Here is a 14,878-nt window from a genome sequence, read left to right as displayed (position 1 = left end):
GCCGGTGCCCCGGCCGGGAGGTATCAGGCGGGCGGACGGATCCTGCCGTCGCGCACCTCGTATCCCAGTGCGGCCAGGGTGGCCAGGTCCGCCTTATCCAGCGACGCGGCGTCGAACTTCTCGATGAGGTCCGGACGGCGGGCGGCCGTGCGGCGCAGCTGCTCGTCCCGGCGGAACCGGGCGATCCTGCCGTGGTTGCCGCTGAGCAGCACCTCGGGCACCGGCCGTTCCCGCCAGGCGGAGGGCTTGGTGTAGACCGGGTATTCCAACAGGCCGTCGGAGTGCGATTCCTCCACCAGGGACTCGGGGTTGCCCACCACGCCGGGCACCAGGCGGCCCACGGCCTCCACCATGGCCAGCACGGCCACTTCCCCGCCGTTGAGCACATAGTCGCCCAGGCTGACGGGCCGGACATCGAACCGTTCCCCCGCCCATTCCAGCACGCGTTCGTCAATACCTTCGTAGCGCCCGCAGGCAAAGACCAGGTGCTTTTCCTCGGCCAGTTCATAGGCCATGGCCTGCGTGAAGACCGCACCTGCCGGCGATGGAACAATCAGCACGGGCCGGCCTGCGCTGTCCCCGGCGACACTGTCCCCGGTGGCAGTGTCGCCGGCCACCGATTCCAGCGCCTGCGCCCAGGGTTCGGGCTTCATCACCATGCCGGCGCCGCCGCCGTACGGGGTGTCATCCACGGTCCGGTGCCGGTCCGTGGTGAAGTCCCGCAGGTCGTGGACGGCAAGCTCCAGCAGGCCTTCGGCCCGGGCCTTGCCGATGAGGGACAACTCCAATGCGGCGAGGTATTCGGGAAAAATGCTGACGACGTCGATACGCACTTACTGTCCGGCTTCCTTCGTGTCTCCCGCGTCGGTTTTCTTTTCGTCCGGCCTGTTCAGCTCGAACAGCCCCTCCGGCGGGGTCAGCAGCACGTAGCCGCCGTCGATGTTCACTTCGGGGACAATCGCCTCGACGAACGGCACGAGGATTTCCCCGCCCTTGGCGTCCTCGACCACCAGCAGATCCTGGACGGTCAGGGTGCGCAGCGCGCTGACCGTGCCAACGACGTCGTCACCCACCCGGGCCTGCAGGCCGACCAGTTCGTGCTCGTACCAGCCTTCATCGTCGTCGTCCTCGTCCACCGTCTCGGTGTCGATGAACAGCTTGGCGCCGCGCAGCTCCTCGGCACCGTTGCGGTCGGCGATCTCTTCGAAACCGAGCAGCAGGATGTCCTTGTTCCAGCGGGCACTGAGCACCGTCAGCGGACCCTTCGAGGCCGGCTCCACGGTGAGTTCGGTGCCGGGCACAAAGCGGTCGCCGGGCGCGTCGGTCAGGACCTGGACGGTCACCTCGCCGCGGATGCCGTGCGGCTTGCCGATACGTGCCACCTGTAACTGCATGGAATCTCCTCTGTCGCCGATTGTTGCCTGGGGTGCGCGGACCGGAGGCCCGCCTCACAAAAAATCCGGCCCCTGCACCATTATCTGGTGTCGGGGCCGGATCCTGTGTACTGCTGCTACTGCGCTTACTTCTGGTACTGCAAGGAAGAACTGTCCGCTTCCGCAACACCGCCGGTGATCAATCGATCAGCTCAGCGGCGCCGGTCCGTGTCCACTACGTCCACCCGGACCTGCTCACCGTTGGCAAGGGCGGCGATGACCGTGCGCAATGCACGGGCGGTCCGTCCCTGCCGGCCGATGACGCGGCCCAGATCGTCCTGGTGAACCCGAACCTCGAGGGTTTCCCCCCGGCGGTTGCTCTTGGCGGAAACCTTGACGTCCTCGGGACTGTCAACGATTCCGCGCACGAGGTGCTCCAGCGCTTCAGCGAGCAAGTTACTCAGCCTCAGCCTCGGCGGAAGCCTCGGGAGCTTCCTCCTTCTTGGCCTTGGGGGTGATTGCCTCGGGGACAATCACGGACTTCTTTTCGGGAGCCACGAAGGGCTCCTTCGGGGCCTTGGTACGCAGGGTACCTTCCTGGCCCTCGATGTTCTTGAACTTCTGCCAGTCACCGGTGATCTTCAGCAGTGCTGCGACCTGCTCGGTGGGCTGGGCGCCGACGCCGAGCCAGTACTGGGCACGGTCGGACTTGATGTCGATGTACGACGGCTCTTCGGTCGGACGGTACAGTCCGATTTCCTCGATGGCACGGCCATCGCGCTTGGCACGGGAATCCATGACAACAACGCGGTAGTGTGCTGAGAACTTCTTGCCGAGGCGCTTAAGGCGAATCTTTACGGCCACTTTTGTGGTCACTCCTGATCTGAAATGGGGCGAACCCGTACTTCTGCTCCCGTGGGGCGGGCCATAACGTTGGGGTTCAAAAGGACAAGATACATGCACGGAGAGAGGGGCCGCGCAGATCGAGTACCTGACCATTGTGCCAGATGACTCCGCCTTTTGCGACTTGCCGCCCCGCCGGCACTTGCAGGTATCCGGACGGGCAGCGGATCAGCGGACGGCTACCCGCAGGCGGTTGCGCCACGGGTCTTCGAACACCAGTTCCGCACCGGTGTGGAAACTGTCGATTCCGGCTACCCGGAGTCGGTCCGCCAGCCCGGCGACGTCGTCGTCCGATGACACTCCGATCAGCACCTCCCCCAGCCCGAGCGTGTCCCGGCGCGGACCGGCACCCCGGCTGTTCCAGACATTCATCGCCATGTGGTGGTGATACCCGCCGGCGGAGACAAACAGGGCCTGGCCGTGGAATCCGGCGGTCCGCTCAAAGCCCAGGGTGTCCACATAGAACGCCTCGGCCGTCGCCGTATCCCCCACTTGCAGGTGGACGTGCCCGACGCCGGCTCCGGCCCCGGCCAATCCGTCCAGGGCCGCTTCGGTCAGGTGGTCCCGGAGGTAGGTCTGCGGGGACAGGGTCAGGGATGCCATCTTCACCTCGCGGCCGGAGGCGGTGTTGTTCCATTCCCAGTCCCCGCGGGGCTTGTCGTAGTACAGCTCGATGCCGTTGCCCTCGGGGTCGGTGAAGTAGAAGGCCTCGCTGACCAGGTGGTCTGCGGATCCGACGAACGCCGCAGGGTCATACCGGGCAGCGGAGGCAACCGTTGCGGCCAGCGACGCCTGGTCGTCGAACAGGATGGCGGTATGGAACAGCCCCGCCTCTCCCCGTGCGGCAACCTGCAATCCCGGAGCCGGGGCCAGATGCACCAGCGGCACCGTGCCGCGGCCCAGGAACACCCCGCCGTCCGCCTCGGCAACGACGTCCAGACCCAGGGCGCCGCGGTAATAGGCGGAGACTGCCGCGAGGTCGCCCACCTTGAGCATCACCGTACCCATGGACAGGTCGGCGGGCAGCAGATCGTTTACTTGAAGGTTCATGTAATGAGTTTACTTGAACCTTCATCTATTTACCAGTCGGGCGTTTCGCTGGCCCTGCCAGCAGTTCCCGGACCACCGGGGTCTTCGCCTGTGTATAGTCGTCCCAGCCGACTGACCCTTCGGCCGCAGCGCGTTTGGCTGCCAGATACCGGGCCCGGGCAGCCGGGTCCCGGCGGAGCAGGTCCCGGAAGGCAAGGCGCCGCTGCCACGCCGTCCCGCCGGTTTCGACCACGTGCACCACATAGGTCCGTGCCGAACGGGAGGGACAGCTCAGCCAGCTGTGCCCGGGAAGACTGCCTTCAAGGTCGAAACCGACAGCTGCCAGATCCTCCGCCACCTGCAGGGTCCGCTCGCCTGCCACTCCCACAAGCAGGTCCACCACGTCCTTGGCCGGGAGGTCCGGCACCGAGGTGGACCCGATGTGCTCCACCCGGGCGTCCGGGACCTGACCGCGGATACGCGCGGCCATCGCTGCTGCCATGGTGGCCCATTCTGCGTGCCTGCTGGCAACCAGGACCACGGGTTGCTTCTCGCTCATGCATGCATCATGCCATCGGACAGGCGCGGGAGCCGCGCGCGCATCGCCACGCGTTTACCGAGCGCATCCAGGCCAAGGGCGGTTTCGTGTTGCCGCACACCGGCCAGCCCGCCCTCGGGGTGCCGGACGACTTCGAAGCCGCACCCGGCGTAGAACGGGGCGTTGAAGGGCACATCGGCGAAGGTGCTGAGCGTCATGGCGGCATAGCCCTGCTCCCGTGCCCAGTCCAGCGCGGCCTGCACCAGTGCCCGGCCCAGGCCGGCGCCTGCGGCATCGGGATGCACGGACAGCTGCTCCAGGTGGGCATGCCCGTCAATCTCCTCCAGCCGGGCGAAGCCGGCCGGGGGCCGCCCGGCCACCAGGATATGGCGGGCAGCAGCCAGCTCGGGCACTGTTGCTGCGGGCGGCAGCTGCCCGGAGCCCGCCGGCAGGACCGCGTCCAGCAGGGTGTCGGAGGCCGCTTCCAGTGCAGGCAGGAAGGCCAGGTCTTCCGGGTCCGCTTGATGGATGGGCGTGGCTGGTTTCATCGGTCAGGCGCTCCTAGTGTCCAAGGATTCCGGCGAAGCCCTCCAGCGGCGGCATCATCCTGCGGGGCGCCGGCGCGGGGACCGGCCCCTCGGAGGCAGCGTGTCCGTTCACGAGCTCGATGACGGCGCCCAGCTCCAAGGCATCAACGGCCGGACCCCCGTCCCATTCCGACAGGGGCACAAAGCGTGCTTCACGGTGTCCGCCGGCACCGGTGAAAGCGCTGACAGAGGTGGACAGCATCCCGCCGTCGTACACAAACGCAATGGAGTCCTGCTGTCCCTTGCCCTGCAGGTAGTCGACTACCAGGAGCCGGCCGATCTCGGACTCCGGGTCCAGGGTGGCGCGGGCCGTGCGGCGGGCGGCGGAGCGTGGATCTTCGCCGCCCTTCACCACACCGCCGGGCAGCTCCCAGGAGTTGCCGTTGCGCACCAGCAGAACGCGTCCGTCTTCCGTGCGGACCAGGACCCGCACCGTGATGCTGCGCCGGAAAACCGCCCCGTAGAAACCGTTCAGACCTTGTGCCGTCATGCCGGCTCCCTCCTGGTGCTCCCCGTTTCCGCGACTGCGCTGCGTGGCAAGGCCATTAAACACACAACGCCGGACCATGGTCCGGCGTTGTGCTAAGTAGTGGCAGGCCTACTTACCCAGGAACTTGTCGAAACCCTTGGGCAGGTTCAGGGACGAGGGATCGAAGTCCCCGTCCTGGCCGCCGAAGGCGCTGCCGGTGGGAATTGCCTTGCGGGCACCGGCACGCCGGGCCTCCGCCTCGGCGCGTTCCTGCGCGGCTTTGGCCGGGTTGCCCGACTTGGCCTTCTTTTTGCCCTTCGCCGCCTGCTGCTTCTTGCGGGCACCGCCGAAACCGCCGGGTCCGGCCATGCCGGGCATCCCCGGGATGCCCCCGCCCTGGGCCATCTTCTTCATCATCTTCTGGGCCTGGACGAAGCGTTCCAGCAGTCCGTTGACCTCGGAGACGTGCACGCCGGAGCCACGGGCGATGCGGGCGCGGCGGGAGCCGTTGATGATCTTTGGGGCAACCCGCTCGTGCGGGGTCATGGAGCGGACGATGGCCTCGACCCGGTCGATTTCGCGTTCGTCGAAGTTTTCCAGCTGCTCACGCATGCCGGCAGCGCCGGGCATCATCATGAGCATCTTCTTCATGGAGCCCATCTTGCGGATCTGCTGCATCTGGGCGAGGAAGTCGTCGAGGGTGAAGTCTTCCTGGTCGGCGAACTTCTTCGCCATCCGGTTGGCTTCATCCTTGTCCCAGCTCTGCTCTGCCTGCTCGATCAGGGTGAGCACATCGCCGAGGTCCAGGATGCGGCTGGCCATACGGTCCGGGTGGAAGACCTCGAAGTCCGTCAGGGCCTCGCCGGTGGAGGCAAACATGATCGGCTTGCCGGTCACGGACGCCACGGAGAGGGCGGCACCGCCGCGGGCGTCGCCGTCGAGCTTGGTCAGGACCACGCCCGTGAAGTTCACGCCCTCGTTGAAGGCCTGCGCCGTGTTCACGGCGTCCTGGCCGATCATGGCGTCGATGACGAACAGGACTTCGTCCGGGCTAATGGCGGCGCGGATGTCCGCGGCCTGCTGCATCAGTTCGGCGTCCACACCCAGGCGGCCGGCGGTGTCCACGATCACGACGTCGTGCAGCTTGGTGCGGGCTTCCTCGACACCCTGCCGGGCGACGGCCACCGGATCGCCGGTGGCTGCCTCGAACTCGGAGGACACGCCGGGATGCGGTGCGTAGACCGGCACGCCGGCGCGTTCGCCGTTGACCTGCAGCTGGCGGACGGCGTTGGGGCGCTGGAGGTCGGCGGCGACCAGCAGCGGGCTGTGGCCCTGGGACTTCAGGTGCTTGGAGAGCTTGCCGGCAAGGGTGGTTTTACCGGCACCCTGCAGGCCGGCAAGCATGATGACCGTGGGCGGGTTCTTGGCCAGGCGCAGCCGGCGGGTCTCGCCGCCGAGGATCGACTTGAGTTCCTCGTTGACAATCTTGACGACCTGCTGGCCGGGGTTCAGTGCCTGGGAGACTTCCGAGCCGAGGGCGCGCTCCTTGACGGTGGCCGTGAAAGCACGAACCACCGGAACCGCGACGTCGGCATCCAGCAGGGCGCGGCGGATCTCGCGTACGGTGGCGTCGACGTCGGCCTCGGTGAGCCGGCCCTTGCCGCGCAGGTTCTTGAAGGTTGAAGTCAACCGGTCAGACAGTGAATTGAACACGTGCCGCGCACTTCTTTCGTCAGTTTCTTCGCCTTGATTCCCAGGCCCAGCTGTTAAGGGTACCAAGCCTGCCATGCAAATTGCCTACCGTGCCCTACCTGCCCGGATGCGTCGGTGGGACGCTGTATCCATGGCCGATCCCCAGCGTGTGCGGACCCTGTTGATCCTTGGCGGCACCGGAGACCTTTCCGGCCGCCTGCTCCTGCCCGGGCTCGCCCGGGTGGTCAGCCGCGGACGCGCTCCGGCACTCACCGTGATCGGTTCAGGGTCCCGGGACTGGACCCGCGAACAGTGGCAGGACCGGATGCGGTCCAGCTTTGCCGACGCCTTCGAGGAGGCCGATGAGCAGGGCAGGGAGCGGTTGACCCGAACCGTGGAAGACAGCCGGTTCCTCCGCCTGGACCTGTCCGAGCCCGGCGACCTGGCGGACCGGCTGCGGGACCTTGAACCGCCCGTGGCCCTTTACTTTGCGCTGCCGCCGGAAGTAGCGGCCCGGACCGTGCGGAAGCTGCAGCCGGATGACCTGCCGCCGGACACCCGCCTGGTGCTGGAGAAGCCCTTCGGCAGCGACCAGGCCTCCGCCGTCGAACTCAACGAAGTCCTGGCCCGGCTGGTCCCCGAACCCAATGTGTTCCGGGTGGACCATTTCCTGGGTATGACCACGGTGATGGACATCCTGGGCCTGCGCTTCAGTAACCGGCTGCTGGAACCGGTGTGGAACAACCTGCACATCGAGAAGATGGAGATTGTCTTCGACGAGCAGCTGGGCCTGGAAGGCAGGGCCTCCTACTACGACGCGGCCGGGGCGTTGAAGGACATGATCCAGAGCCACCTGCTGCATGTCATGGCCTTTATGGCCATCGGAGCACCGGCCGCCCTCGGCGAGCGCGACCTGCGCGACCTGTTGGCCGCCACCCTGCGGGCGGCTGCCGCCTCCCCGGCCGCCAGCCGGCGGGCCCGGTACACCGCCGGCGAGGTGGGCGGGCAGGACATGGAGTCCTACGTGGACTCCCCCGGGGTCGATCCCTCCCGCAACACCGAAACACTGGCCGAGGTTGAGGTCCGGATCAACAATTCCCGCTGGGCCGGCGTCCCGTTCATCCTCCGCTCCGGCAAGGCCATGGGCCGTTCACGCAAGGAAGTGCTGGTCACCTTCCGGCCGGTCAGCCACCTGCCGGAAGGCTTTACCGGCGTCACCGACCTGCCGTCCCGGTTGCGGATCTCCTTCAGCCCGGCGGAAATCGAACTCGAGCTGAACATCAACGGACCGCAGAGCGTGTTCCGGCTGGAGCGCACCGGCCTGAAGGGACCGGCCCACGCGTCCCGCCTGACCCCCTACGGCGAGGTGATCGAGTCCGTACTCGACGGCGACCCGCTGCTGTCGGTCCGCGCGGACATCGCCGCCGAATGCTGGCGGATTGTGGATCCCGTGCTGCAGGCCTGGGCGGACGGCGACGTGCCGCTGGAAACCTACCGGGCCGGAACACAGGGACCGCCCGGCTGGGATACCAGCCGGGCGGAGGACGGTTCTGCCAGTCACCGGGCAGCTAGAGGGCGCTGTCTCCGCGTTCGCCGGTGCGGACCCGCAGGGCCTCCTCCACGTTGACCACCCAGACCTTCCCGTCTCCGGCGCGTCCGGTGTTGGCGGTGGACACCAGCACATCCACAATGTCGTTGACCCATTCGTTGGCCACCAGCACCTCCACCCGGACCTTCGGCAGCAGGTCCACGGTGTATTCGGCGCCCCGGTAAACCTCGGTGTGTCCGCGCTGGCGGCCGTAGCCGTTGGCGGAGCTCACGGTCAGCCCCTGCACCCCGTAGCTTTCCAGGCTGCCGCGGACGGCGTCGAGCTTCTCGGGCCGGACAATGGCGGTTACGAGTTTCATGAGTTGACCGTCTCCTTGGTGGTAGTGGTGCGGGCAGCGTCCGGGAAGGGCGTGAAGGAGCCGCCGGTGCCGAGCCCGCCGAATTCGTAGGCAGTTTCGGCATGTTCGCTCAGGTCCACGCCGTTGACCTCGTCCTCTTCGGAGATTCGGAAGCCCATGGTCTTGTGGATGGCCAGGCCGATGACCAGGGTCAGCACGGCCGAGAAGACAATCGCGATCAAGGCCGCGGAAAGCTGTGCGCCGAGCTGGCTGAAGCCGCCGCCGTAGAACAGGCCGCCGCCGCCTTCCCCGTCCACGGGCAGGGCGATGAAGCCCAGGGCAAGGGTGCCCACGAGTCCGGCCACCAGGTGGACCCCGACGACGTCGAGCGAGTCGTCATAGCCGAACCGGTACTTCAGCCCGATGGCCAGGGCGGACAGCACGCCGGAGACCAGGCCCAGGGCCACGGCGGCCAGCGGGCTGACGTTGGCGCAGGCCGGGGTGATGGCCACCAGGCCGGCAACGACGCCGGAGGCGGCACCCAGCGAGGTGGCCCGTCCGTCGCGGATGCGTTCGGTCAGCAGCCAGCCGAGCATGGCGGCTGCCGGAGCGGCGAGGGTGTTGATCCAGATCAGGCCGGCCTCTTCGGCCGTTCCTGCGGCGCCGCCGTTGAATCCGAACCAGCCGAACCAAAGCAGGGTGGCACCGAGCATCACGAAGGGGATGTTGTGCGGGCGCTGGCTCGGGTCCTTGCCGAAGCCCTTGCGCTTGCCGATGATCAGGGCCAGGACCAGGCCGGCCACACCGGCGTTGATGTGCACCACCGTACCGCCGGCGAAGTCGATGGCCTCGCCCACCACGGAGCCCACGGCGCCGTCGGCGCTGAGCAGTCCGCCGCCCCAGACCATAAAGGCCAGCGGGCAGTAGACCAGGGTGACCCAGACCGGGACAAAAACGGCCCAGGCGCCGAACTTGGTGCGGTCGGCGATGGCGCCGCTGATCAGTGCCACGGTGATGATGGCGAACGTTGCCCCGTATCCGGCGCTGATCAGGTCCTCAGTGCCCAGGATGTCTTCGAGGCCGAAGGAGGTGAAGGGGTTGCCGAACAGGCCGGCGATGCCGTCCCCGCCGGTCATGGAGAAGCCCCAGAGAACCCAGACCACACCGATCAGCCCGATGGAGACAAAGCTCATCATCATCATGTTCAGTGCGGCCTTGGCGCGGGTCATGCCGCCGTAGAAAAATGCCACGCCCGGTGTCATAAGCAGCACCAGGGCTGCCGAAATCATTACCCAGACGTGACCTGCTGACAGATCCATCTTCACGTCCCTTCACAGTTGGCGGGCATCTCCCGCATCAGAAACTCTGCCGGTGCCAGATTTCCGGGTGCACCTGTTGGTGTTGCCGGGAGGTTACAGATGGGCGGATCCGGTAAAAGGGCGGTGTCGGGCGCGTTTCCGATACGTTTCCAAATACGGAAAGGCCCCGTTTTCCTTGCGGAAAACGGGGCCTTTCGCCAGGTTTTGGCGGTGCCTAGCCCAGCAGGGCGTCAACAAAGCCCTCGGCGTCGAAGGGGGCGAGGTCATCCGCGCCTTCGCCCAGTCCCACCAGCTTGACCGGTACGCCCAGGGTGCGCTGGATGGCCACCACGATGCCGCCCTTGGCGGTGCCGTCCAGCTTGGTCAGGACAATGCCGGAAATGTTGACCACGTCGGCAAAGACCTTGGCCTGGGTCAGTCCGTTCTGGCCGGTGGTTGCGTCCAGGACCAGCAGGACTTCGTCCACTGCCGCCTGCTTTTCGATGACGCGCTTGACCTTGCCCAGCTCGTCCATCAGGCCCACCTTGTTCTGCAGGCGGCCGGCGGTGTCAATCAGGACCACGTCCGCTTCGCCGTCGATTCCGGCCTTGACCGCTTCGAAGGCCACGGACGCCGGATCGGCGCCGTCAATCTCGGAGCGGACGGTGGGCACGCCCACGCGCTGGCCCCAGGTGGCCAGCTGTTCGGCCGCGGCGGCACGGAAGGTGTCTGCGGCGCCCAGCACCACATCCTTGTCCTCGGCCACCAGGACGCGGGCCAGCTTGCCCACCGTGGTGGTCTTGCCGACGCCGTTAACGCCCACCACCATCACCACGGCAGGAGTGTCCGCGTGCCGGGTGACAGCCAGCGAGCGGTCCATGGTCGGGTCAACCAGCTTGACCAGTTCCTCGCGGAGCATCGCGTGGACTTCCTGGGGATCCTGGCTGCCGGAAATCTTCACCCGCTGGCGCAGGGCATCCACCAGTTCCATGGTGGGTTCGGTGCCCAGGTCCGCGAGAAGGAGGGTTTCCTCGATCTCGTCCCAGACATCTTCATCAATACGGTCGCTGGAGAGCAGCGCCAGCAGCGCCTTGCCCAGCGCGTTGTTGGATTTGGCGAGCCGGGCGCGGAGCCTGGCCAGCCGGCCCTGGACCGGTTCCGGTGTCTCGACGGCCGGCGCTTCGGGAGCGGCCGGGGCCTCCGGAGCCTCCGCCAGGTCCCGCGCGTCGTCGGGAACGACGACGGTTCCCTCCTCCGGCGGGGCCTCAAGGGTGTCGGTGCCGGTACCGGATCCGGTGACCGGGTCATTGGCATCGCGCCGGGTGGGGTACATGCTCTTGGGCGTGCGCCGGGTCCGGACCAGCAGCGCCGCGACAGAGCCGACCACAGCCAAGGCGACAAGGACGTAGATCACTATCGAAAGGGTCTCATTCACGCTTCCAAGCTTCTCACAGACGGCTCTTCGGCTCCCCGGGAATCTGAGAGAATCGCCTTATCATGGTGCGCTCTCCCCGAATCCCTATTCCGCAGGAAATAAAAGTCCTGATCGCCGCTGCCTTCGTCATTGCCTTGGGCTTTGGCCTGGTGGCCCCCGTCCTTCCGCAGTTTGCCCAGAGTTTCGACGTGGGCGTCACGGCTTCCTCCGTGATCGTCAGCGCCTTCGCCTTCACCCGCCTGGTGTTTGCCCCGGCCGGCGGCGTGCTGCTGGAGAAACTCGGCGAGCGCCCGGTGTACATCGCCGGGCTGCTGATTGTGGCCCTGTCCACGGCCGCGTGCGCGTTTGCGCAGTCGTACTGGCAGCTGCTGGTCTTCCGCGGCCTGGGCGGCATCGGGTCCACCATGTTCACCATCTCCGCCATGGCCCTGATCATCCGGCTGGCGCCGCCGGAGGTGCGCGGCCGGGTCTCCAGCGCCTATGCCTCCTCCTTCCTGCTGGGCAACATCGGCGGCCCCCTGCTCGGCGGCCTGCTGGCCGGGTTCGGCCTGCGGATTCCGTTCCTGGTCTACGCCGCCGCCCTGGTCCTTGCCGCCGGCGTGGTTTTCCTGCGCCTCAAGGACGCCCGGCCGGCCCGCGGAAGCGCGGAGAGCACAGCCGCACCCCAGCTGCCGGTGCTGACCGTGCGGGAGGCACTGCGTGATTCCGCGTACCGCGGCGCATTGGCTTCCTCCTTTGCCAACGGCTGGTCATCCTTCGGCGTCCGCAATGCGCTGGTGCCCCTTTTCGCCGCCGCTGCCCTCGCCGCCGGCCCCGAGGTGGCGGGTATCTCCCTGACCGCGTTCGCCGCGGGCACCGCCGTCGTCCTGACCTTCTCCGGCCGGCTGGCGGACACCTGGGGACGCCGGCCGATGATCCTGCTGGGCCTGGCCGTCAACGCCGTGGCCACCGCACTGATCGGCTTCAGTTCCAGCGTCCCGGAATTCCTGATCATCTCCGCCATAGCCGGCATGGGCACCGGCCTGCTCAATCCGTCGCAGCAGGCGGCCGTGGGCGACATCATCGGCAACGGGCGCAGCGGCGGCAAGGTCCTGGCCACCTTCCAGATGGCCAGCGACACCGGCGCCATCGCCGGCCCGGTCCTCGCGGGTGTGCTGGCGGACCGGCTCGGTTACTCCTGGGCCTTTGCCATCACCGGCGGCATTGTGGCGCTGGCCTTCGTGGCCTGGCTGGCCGCGCGGGAAACCCTGCCTGCCCGGAAAGCCGCCCCGGCCAGCACTACCATCGAGGAATGAAGCCTTTCCTGCTCCTGGCAACCCGCGCCGAAGACGACGCCGCTGACGAGGAATACGCCTCTTTCCTCCGCTTCGGCGGACTCGGCGAAGACCAGCTGCACCGTGTCCGGCTCGAGTCCGCTCCCCTGCCGCCGGTGGACCTGGCGGACTACAGCGGCGTGATCGTGGGCGGCGGGCCGTTCAACTCCAGCGACCCGGAGGATTCCAAGTCCGCGGTGCAGCTGCGGGTGGAGGCGGAGATGGCCAAGCTGCTGGACGACGTCGTTGCCCGCGACTTCCCGTTCCTCGGCGCCTGTTACGGGGTGGGCACGCTGGGGCGGCACCAGGGCGCGGTGGTGGACCGCGGCTTCGGCGAACCGGTGGGCCCGGTGGAGATCACCCTTACCGCCGAGGGCCGCAGGGACCCCCTGCTGGAGGGCATCCCGGAAAGCTTTGCCGCCTATGTGGGCCATAAGGAAGCCGTGGCGCAGCTGCCCCCGCACGCCGTGAACCTGGCCGGCTCGGCGACCTGCCCGGTGCAGATGTTCCGGGTCAGGACCAACCTGTACGCCACGCAGTTCCATCCGGAACTGGACGTGGCCGGGCTGCTGACGCGGATCTCGGTGTACCGGAACGCGGGCTATTTCCCGCCGGAGGAGGCCGAGACAGTCATGGACGCCGTCCGTGGCTCCGCCGTGCACATCCCGCCGCAGATCCTGGCGAACTTCACCGCCCGGTACGCGCGCTAGCTGTTATCCCCGTCCTGCCCGGGCGTCCCGCGGTCTATGCGCTGGCTGATCACCGTGGACACGCCGTCGCCGCGCATGGTGACCCCGTAGAGGGCGTCGGCCACTTCCATCGTCCGCTTCTGGTGCGTGATCACAATCAGCTGGCTGGACTCGCGCAGTTCCTCGAAGATGGTGATCAGCCGGCCCAAGTTCGTATCATCCAGGGCCGCCTCCACCTCGTCCATCACGTAGAACGGTGAAGGCCGGGCCTTGAAAATGGCCACCAGCAGGGCAACGGCGGTCAGCGACCGTTCCCCGCCGGAGAGCAGGGACAGCCGCTTGATCTTCTTGCCGGCCGGCCGGGCATGGACCTCGATGCCGGTGGTCAGCATGTTGTCCGGTTCGGTGAGCACCAGCCGGCCCTCCCCGCCCGGGAACAGCCGCCCGAAGACGTGCGTGAACTGCTCGGCGGTATCCCGGTAGGCGGCGGTGAACACTTCCTCCACCCGCCGGTCGACGTCGGCGATGATGTCCAGCAGGTCCTTGCGGGTGGCTTTGAGGTCCTCCAGCTGGGTGGACAGGAACCGGTGGCGTTCCTCCAGCGCGGCGAATTCCTCCAGCGCCAGCGGGTTGACCCTGCCCAGCGCCGCCAGGTCCCGTTCGGCACGCTTCAGGCGTTTTTCCTGTTCGGCCCGGACATACGGGATGCCGTCCATCAGCGGGTTGCCGTCCTCGTCCACCGGGGTATGCAGTGCCGCCCACTTGTCAGCACCTTCCGGTGCCTCCGCCGGCACGGGCACCGGCTGGTCCGGGCCGAAGTTGGCCACCAGGTGCTCCGCCGTCATGCCGAGTTCCTCGAGCGCCTTGGCTTCCAGGGCCTCGATCCGCAGGCGCTGCTGCGCCCGGGCCAGCTCATCGCGGTGCACCGAGTCGGTAAGCCGGGCCAGTTCCGCGGCCGCCTCATTATTGGCGGCACGCACGGCCGCAAGTTCGGTTTCCCGGGCTGTCCGGGTTTCCTCGGCCCGGTCCCGTTCCGCGGCGGCCTGCGCCAGGGACACCTGCAGATGGGCCAGCACGGTGTCCGCGGCCGCTGCGACGGCGGCGGCACGGTCCCGCTGCACCGCCCGGCGCCGGGCCCGCTCGGCGGCGGCTTCGCGGGCGCGCCGCTCGGCAACGGCGGAGCGCTCGAGCGTTTCGGCGCGTCCGGCCACGGCCTTGAGCTGTTCTTCGGCTGAGCGCAGGCCCAGCCGTGCGTCCATTTCCGCCCGGCGCGCCGCTGCTGCGGCCAGTGCCAGGGCGTCCCGGTGCCCGGAATCCGGTTCGGTATCTGCGTCCGGGGCCTCGGCGGCCGCTTCCAGCCGCCCGGCTGCCGCGGCCAGGTTTTCCTCTTCCGCGGCAACGTTTGCTTCGGCGGCAGCCATCAGTCCGGCGAGCCGTTCGGCTTCTCCGGCGGCGGCACGCACGGCCGACCCCAGTGTGCCCAGCTGTTCGGCCGTGGCGGCCAACCGGGCATCGGATTCGTTCAGCGCCGCCAGGGCGGCATCGGCGCGGGGGGCGGCGCCCCCCCCCCCCCGCCCCGCCCCCCCCCCCCCCCCCCCCCCCGCCCCCCCCCCCCCCCCCCCCCCCGTAAAGGGGTTAAATTTTTTTTATCCCCCCCCCCCGGTTT

15 protein-coding genes and 1 pseudogene are annotated in these 14,878 nt (G+C 67.9%); 3 read left to right on the top strand and 13 right to left on the bottom strand.

Annotated features, from left to right (window positions below):
• Positions 1-23: 23 nt before the first annotated feature.
• From trmD to ffh, 9 genes are all read right to left on the bottom strand, one after another.
• Positions 24-833 carry a tRNA (guanosine(37)-N1)-methyltransferase TrmD gene (gene trmD, locus AC5RUF_RS03275; protein WP_493997222.1) on the bottom strand — a complete coding sequence of 270 codons (810 nt, stop codon included), beginning with the start codon at positions 831-833 and terminating at the stop codon, positions 24-26.
• Positions 834-1,394 (bottom strand): ribosome maturation factor RimM, encoded by a 561-nt coding sequence (gene rimM / locus AC5RUF_RS03270; protein ID WP_494129701.1) that lies wholly within the window; start codon positions 1,392-1,394, stop codon positions 834-836.
• Between the two features lie 191 nt (positions 1,395-1,585).
• Positions 1,586-1,828: an RNA-binding protein gene (locus AC5RUF_RS03265; RefSeq protein ID WP_146364407.1), complete on the bottom strand. Its 243-nt coding sequence runs from the start codon at positions 1,826-1,828 to the stop codon at positions 1,586-1,588.
• Position 1,829: 1 nt separating this feature from the next.
• Positions 1,830-2,237: a 30S ribosomal protein S16 gene (gene rpsP / locus AC5RUF_RS03260; protein WP_493997220.1), complete on the bottom strand. Its 408-nt coding sequence runs from the start codon at positions 2,235-2,237 to the stop codon at positions 1,830-1,832.
• Between the two features lie 207 nt (positions 2,238-2,444).
• A complete protein-coding gene (locus AC5RUF_RS03255) occupies positions 2,445-3,326 on the bottom strand; it encodes a VOC family protein (RefSeq protein WP_494129700.1) in 882 nt (293 codons plus the stop codon).
• Between the two features lie 25 nt (positions 3,327-3,351).
• Positions 3,352-3,864, bottom strand: a complete 513-nt coding sequence (locus AC5RUF_RS03250; protein ID WP_494129699.1) for a GrpB family protein — start codon at positions 3,862-3,864, stop codon at positions 3,352-3,354.
• Positions 3,861-4,391, bottom strand: a complete 531-nt coding sequence (locus AC5RUF_RS03245; protein ID WP_494129698.1) for a GNAT family N-acetyltransferase — start codon at positions 4,389-4,391, stop codon at positions 3,861-3,863. The genes AC5RUF_RS03250 and AC5RUF_RS03245 overlap by 4 nt, the downstream gene beginning before the upstream one ends.
• A 13-nt stretch (positions 4,392-4,404) precedes the next feature.
• On the bottom strand, positions 4,405-4,920 hold the full coding sequence (locus AC5RUF_RS03240) for an NUDIX domain-containing protein (protein ID WP_494129697.1): 516 nt from the start codon (positions 4,918-4,920) through the stop codon (positions 4,405-4,407).
• Between the two features lie 108 nt (positions 4,921-5,028).
• Positions 5,029-6,612 (bottom strand): signal recognition particle protein, encoded by a 1,584-nt coding sequence (gene ffh / locus AC5RUF_RS03235; protein ID WP_494129696.1) that lies wholly within the window; start codon positions 6,610-6,612, stop codon positions 5,029-5,031.
• Positions 6,613-6,742: 130 nt separating this feature from the next.
• Here ffh and AC5RUF_RS03230 point away from each other — a divergent pair, with 130 nt between their 5' ends.
• Entirely contained in the window at positions 6,743-8,218 is a 1,476-nt protein-coding gene (locus AC5RUF_RS03230; RefSeq protein WP_494129695.1) for a glucose-6-phosphate dehydrogenase, read from the top strand.
• Here the strand turns inward: AC5RUF_RS03230 and AC5RUF_RS03225 are convergent.
• The 3 genes from AC5RUF_RS03225 to ftsY form a co-directional block, all read right to left on the bottom strand.
• A complete protein-coding gene (locus AC5RUF_RS03225; RefSeq protein ID WP_227911708.1) occupies positions 8,160-8,498 on the bottom strand; it encodes a P-II family nitrogen regulator in 339 nt (112 codons plus the stop codon). The two genes, AC5RUF_RS03230 and AC5RUF_RS03225, sit on opposite strands and share 59 nt — an antisense overlap.
• The gene (locus AC5RUF_RS03220; protein WP_494129694.1) at positions 8,495-9,796 is read right to left on the bottom strand and encodes an ammonium transporter; all 1,302 of its coding nucleotides are present in this window, start codon (positions 9,794-9,796) and stop codon (positions 8,495-8,497) included. The genes AC5RUF_RS03225 and AC5RUF_RS03220 overlap by 4 nt, the downstream gene beginning before the upstream one ends.
• Positions 9,797-10,010: 214 nt before the next feature.
• Positions 10,011-11,210: a signal recognition particle-docking protein FtsY gene (gene ftsY / locus AC5RUF_RS03215; protein ID WP_494129693.1), complete on the bottom strand. Its 1,200-nt coding sequence runs from the start codon at positions 11,208-11,210 to the stop codon at positions 10,011-10,013.
• A 62-nt stretch (positions 11,211-11,272) separates the two neighbouring features.
• Between ftsY and AC5RUF_RS03210 the strand changes: the two genes are divergently transcribed.
• Positions 11,273-12,505, top strand: coding sequence for an MFS transporter (locus tag AC5RUF_RS03210; RefSeq protein WP_494129692.1), 1,233 nt, complete (start codon positions 11,273-11,275; stop codon positions 12,503-12,505).
• Positions 12,502-13,233: a glutamine amidotransferase gene (locus AC5RUF_RS03205; protein ID WP_494129691.1), complete on the top strand. Its 732-nt coding sequence runs from the start codon at positions 12,502-12,504 to the stop codon at positions 13,231-13,233. Before AC5RUF_RS03210 ends, AC5RUF_RS03205 begins: the two co-directional genes overlap by 4 nt.
• Here AC5RUF_RS03205 and AC5RUF_RS03200 read toward each other — a convergent pair.
• Positions 13,230-14,771, bottom strand: a pseudogene (locus AC5RUF_RS03200) (AAA family ATPase); the annotation flags it as partial. The gene AC5RUF_RS03205 and the pseudogene AC5RUF_RS03200 sit on opposite strands and share 4 nt — an antisense overlap.
• Positions 14,772-14,878: the final 107 nt, after the last annotated feature.

Source organism: Arthrobacter sp. Y3224198, assembly GCF_059090025.1.
The sequence above is the reverse complement of the archived record's forward strand: the minus strand, read 5'-3'. Positions and strand labels throughout refer to the sequence as shown.

Excerpts from the sequence above, each read along its gene's own strand:
- rimM (WP_494129701.1), bottom strand. The coding sequence starts at position 1,394 with ATGCAGTTACAGGTGGCACGTATCGGCAAGCCGCACGGCATCCGCGGC.
- AC5RUF_RS03255 (WP_494129700.1), bottom strand. The coding sequence starts at position 3,326 with ATGAACCTTCAAGTAAACGATCTGCTGCCCGCCGACCTGTCCATGGGT.
- AC5RUF_RS03250 (WP_494129699.1), bottom strand. The coding sequence starts at position 3,864 with ATGAGCGAGAAGCAACCCGTGGTCCTGGTTGCCAGCAGGCACGCAGAA.
- AC5RUF_RS03245 (WP_494129698.1), bottom strand. The coding sequence starts at position 4,391 with ATGAAACCAGCCACGCCCATCCATCAAGCGGACCCGGAAGACCTGGCC.
- AC5RUF_RS03240 (WP_494129697.1), bottom strand. The coding sequence starts at position 4,920 with ATGACGGCACAAGGTCTGAACGGTTTCTACGGGGCGGTTTTCCGGCGC.
- AC5RUF_RS03230 (WP_494129695.1), top strand. The coding sequence starts at position 6,743 with ATGGCCGATCCCCAGCGTGTGCGGACCCTGTTGATCCTTGGCGGCACC.
- AC5RUF_RS03225 (WP_227911708.1), bottom strand. The coding sequence starts at position 8,498 with ATGAAACTCGTAACCGCCATTGTCCGGCCCGAGAAGCTCGACGCCGTC.
- AC5RUF_RS03220 (WP_494129694.1), bottom strand. The coding sequence starts at position 9,796 with ATGGATCTGTCAGCAGGTCACGTCTGGGTAATGATTTCGGCAGCCCTG.
- AC5RUF_RS03210 (WP_494129692.1), top strand. The coding sequence starts at position 11,273 with ATGGTGCGCTCTCCCCGAATCCCTATTCCGCAGGAAATAAAAGTCCTG.
- AC5RUF_RS03205 (WP_494129691.1), top strand. The coding sequence starts at position 12,502 with ATGAAGCCTTTCCTGCTCCTGGCAACCCGCGCCGAAGACGACGCCGCT.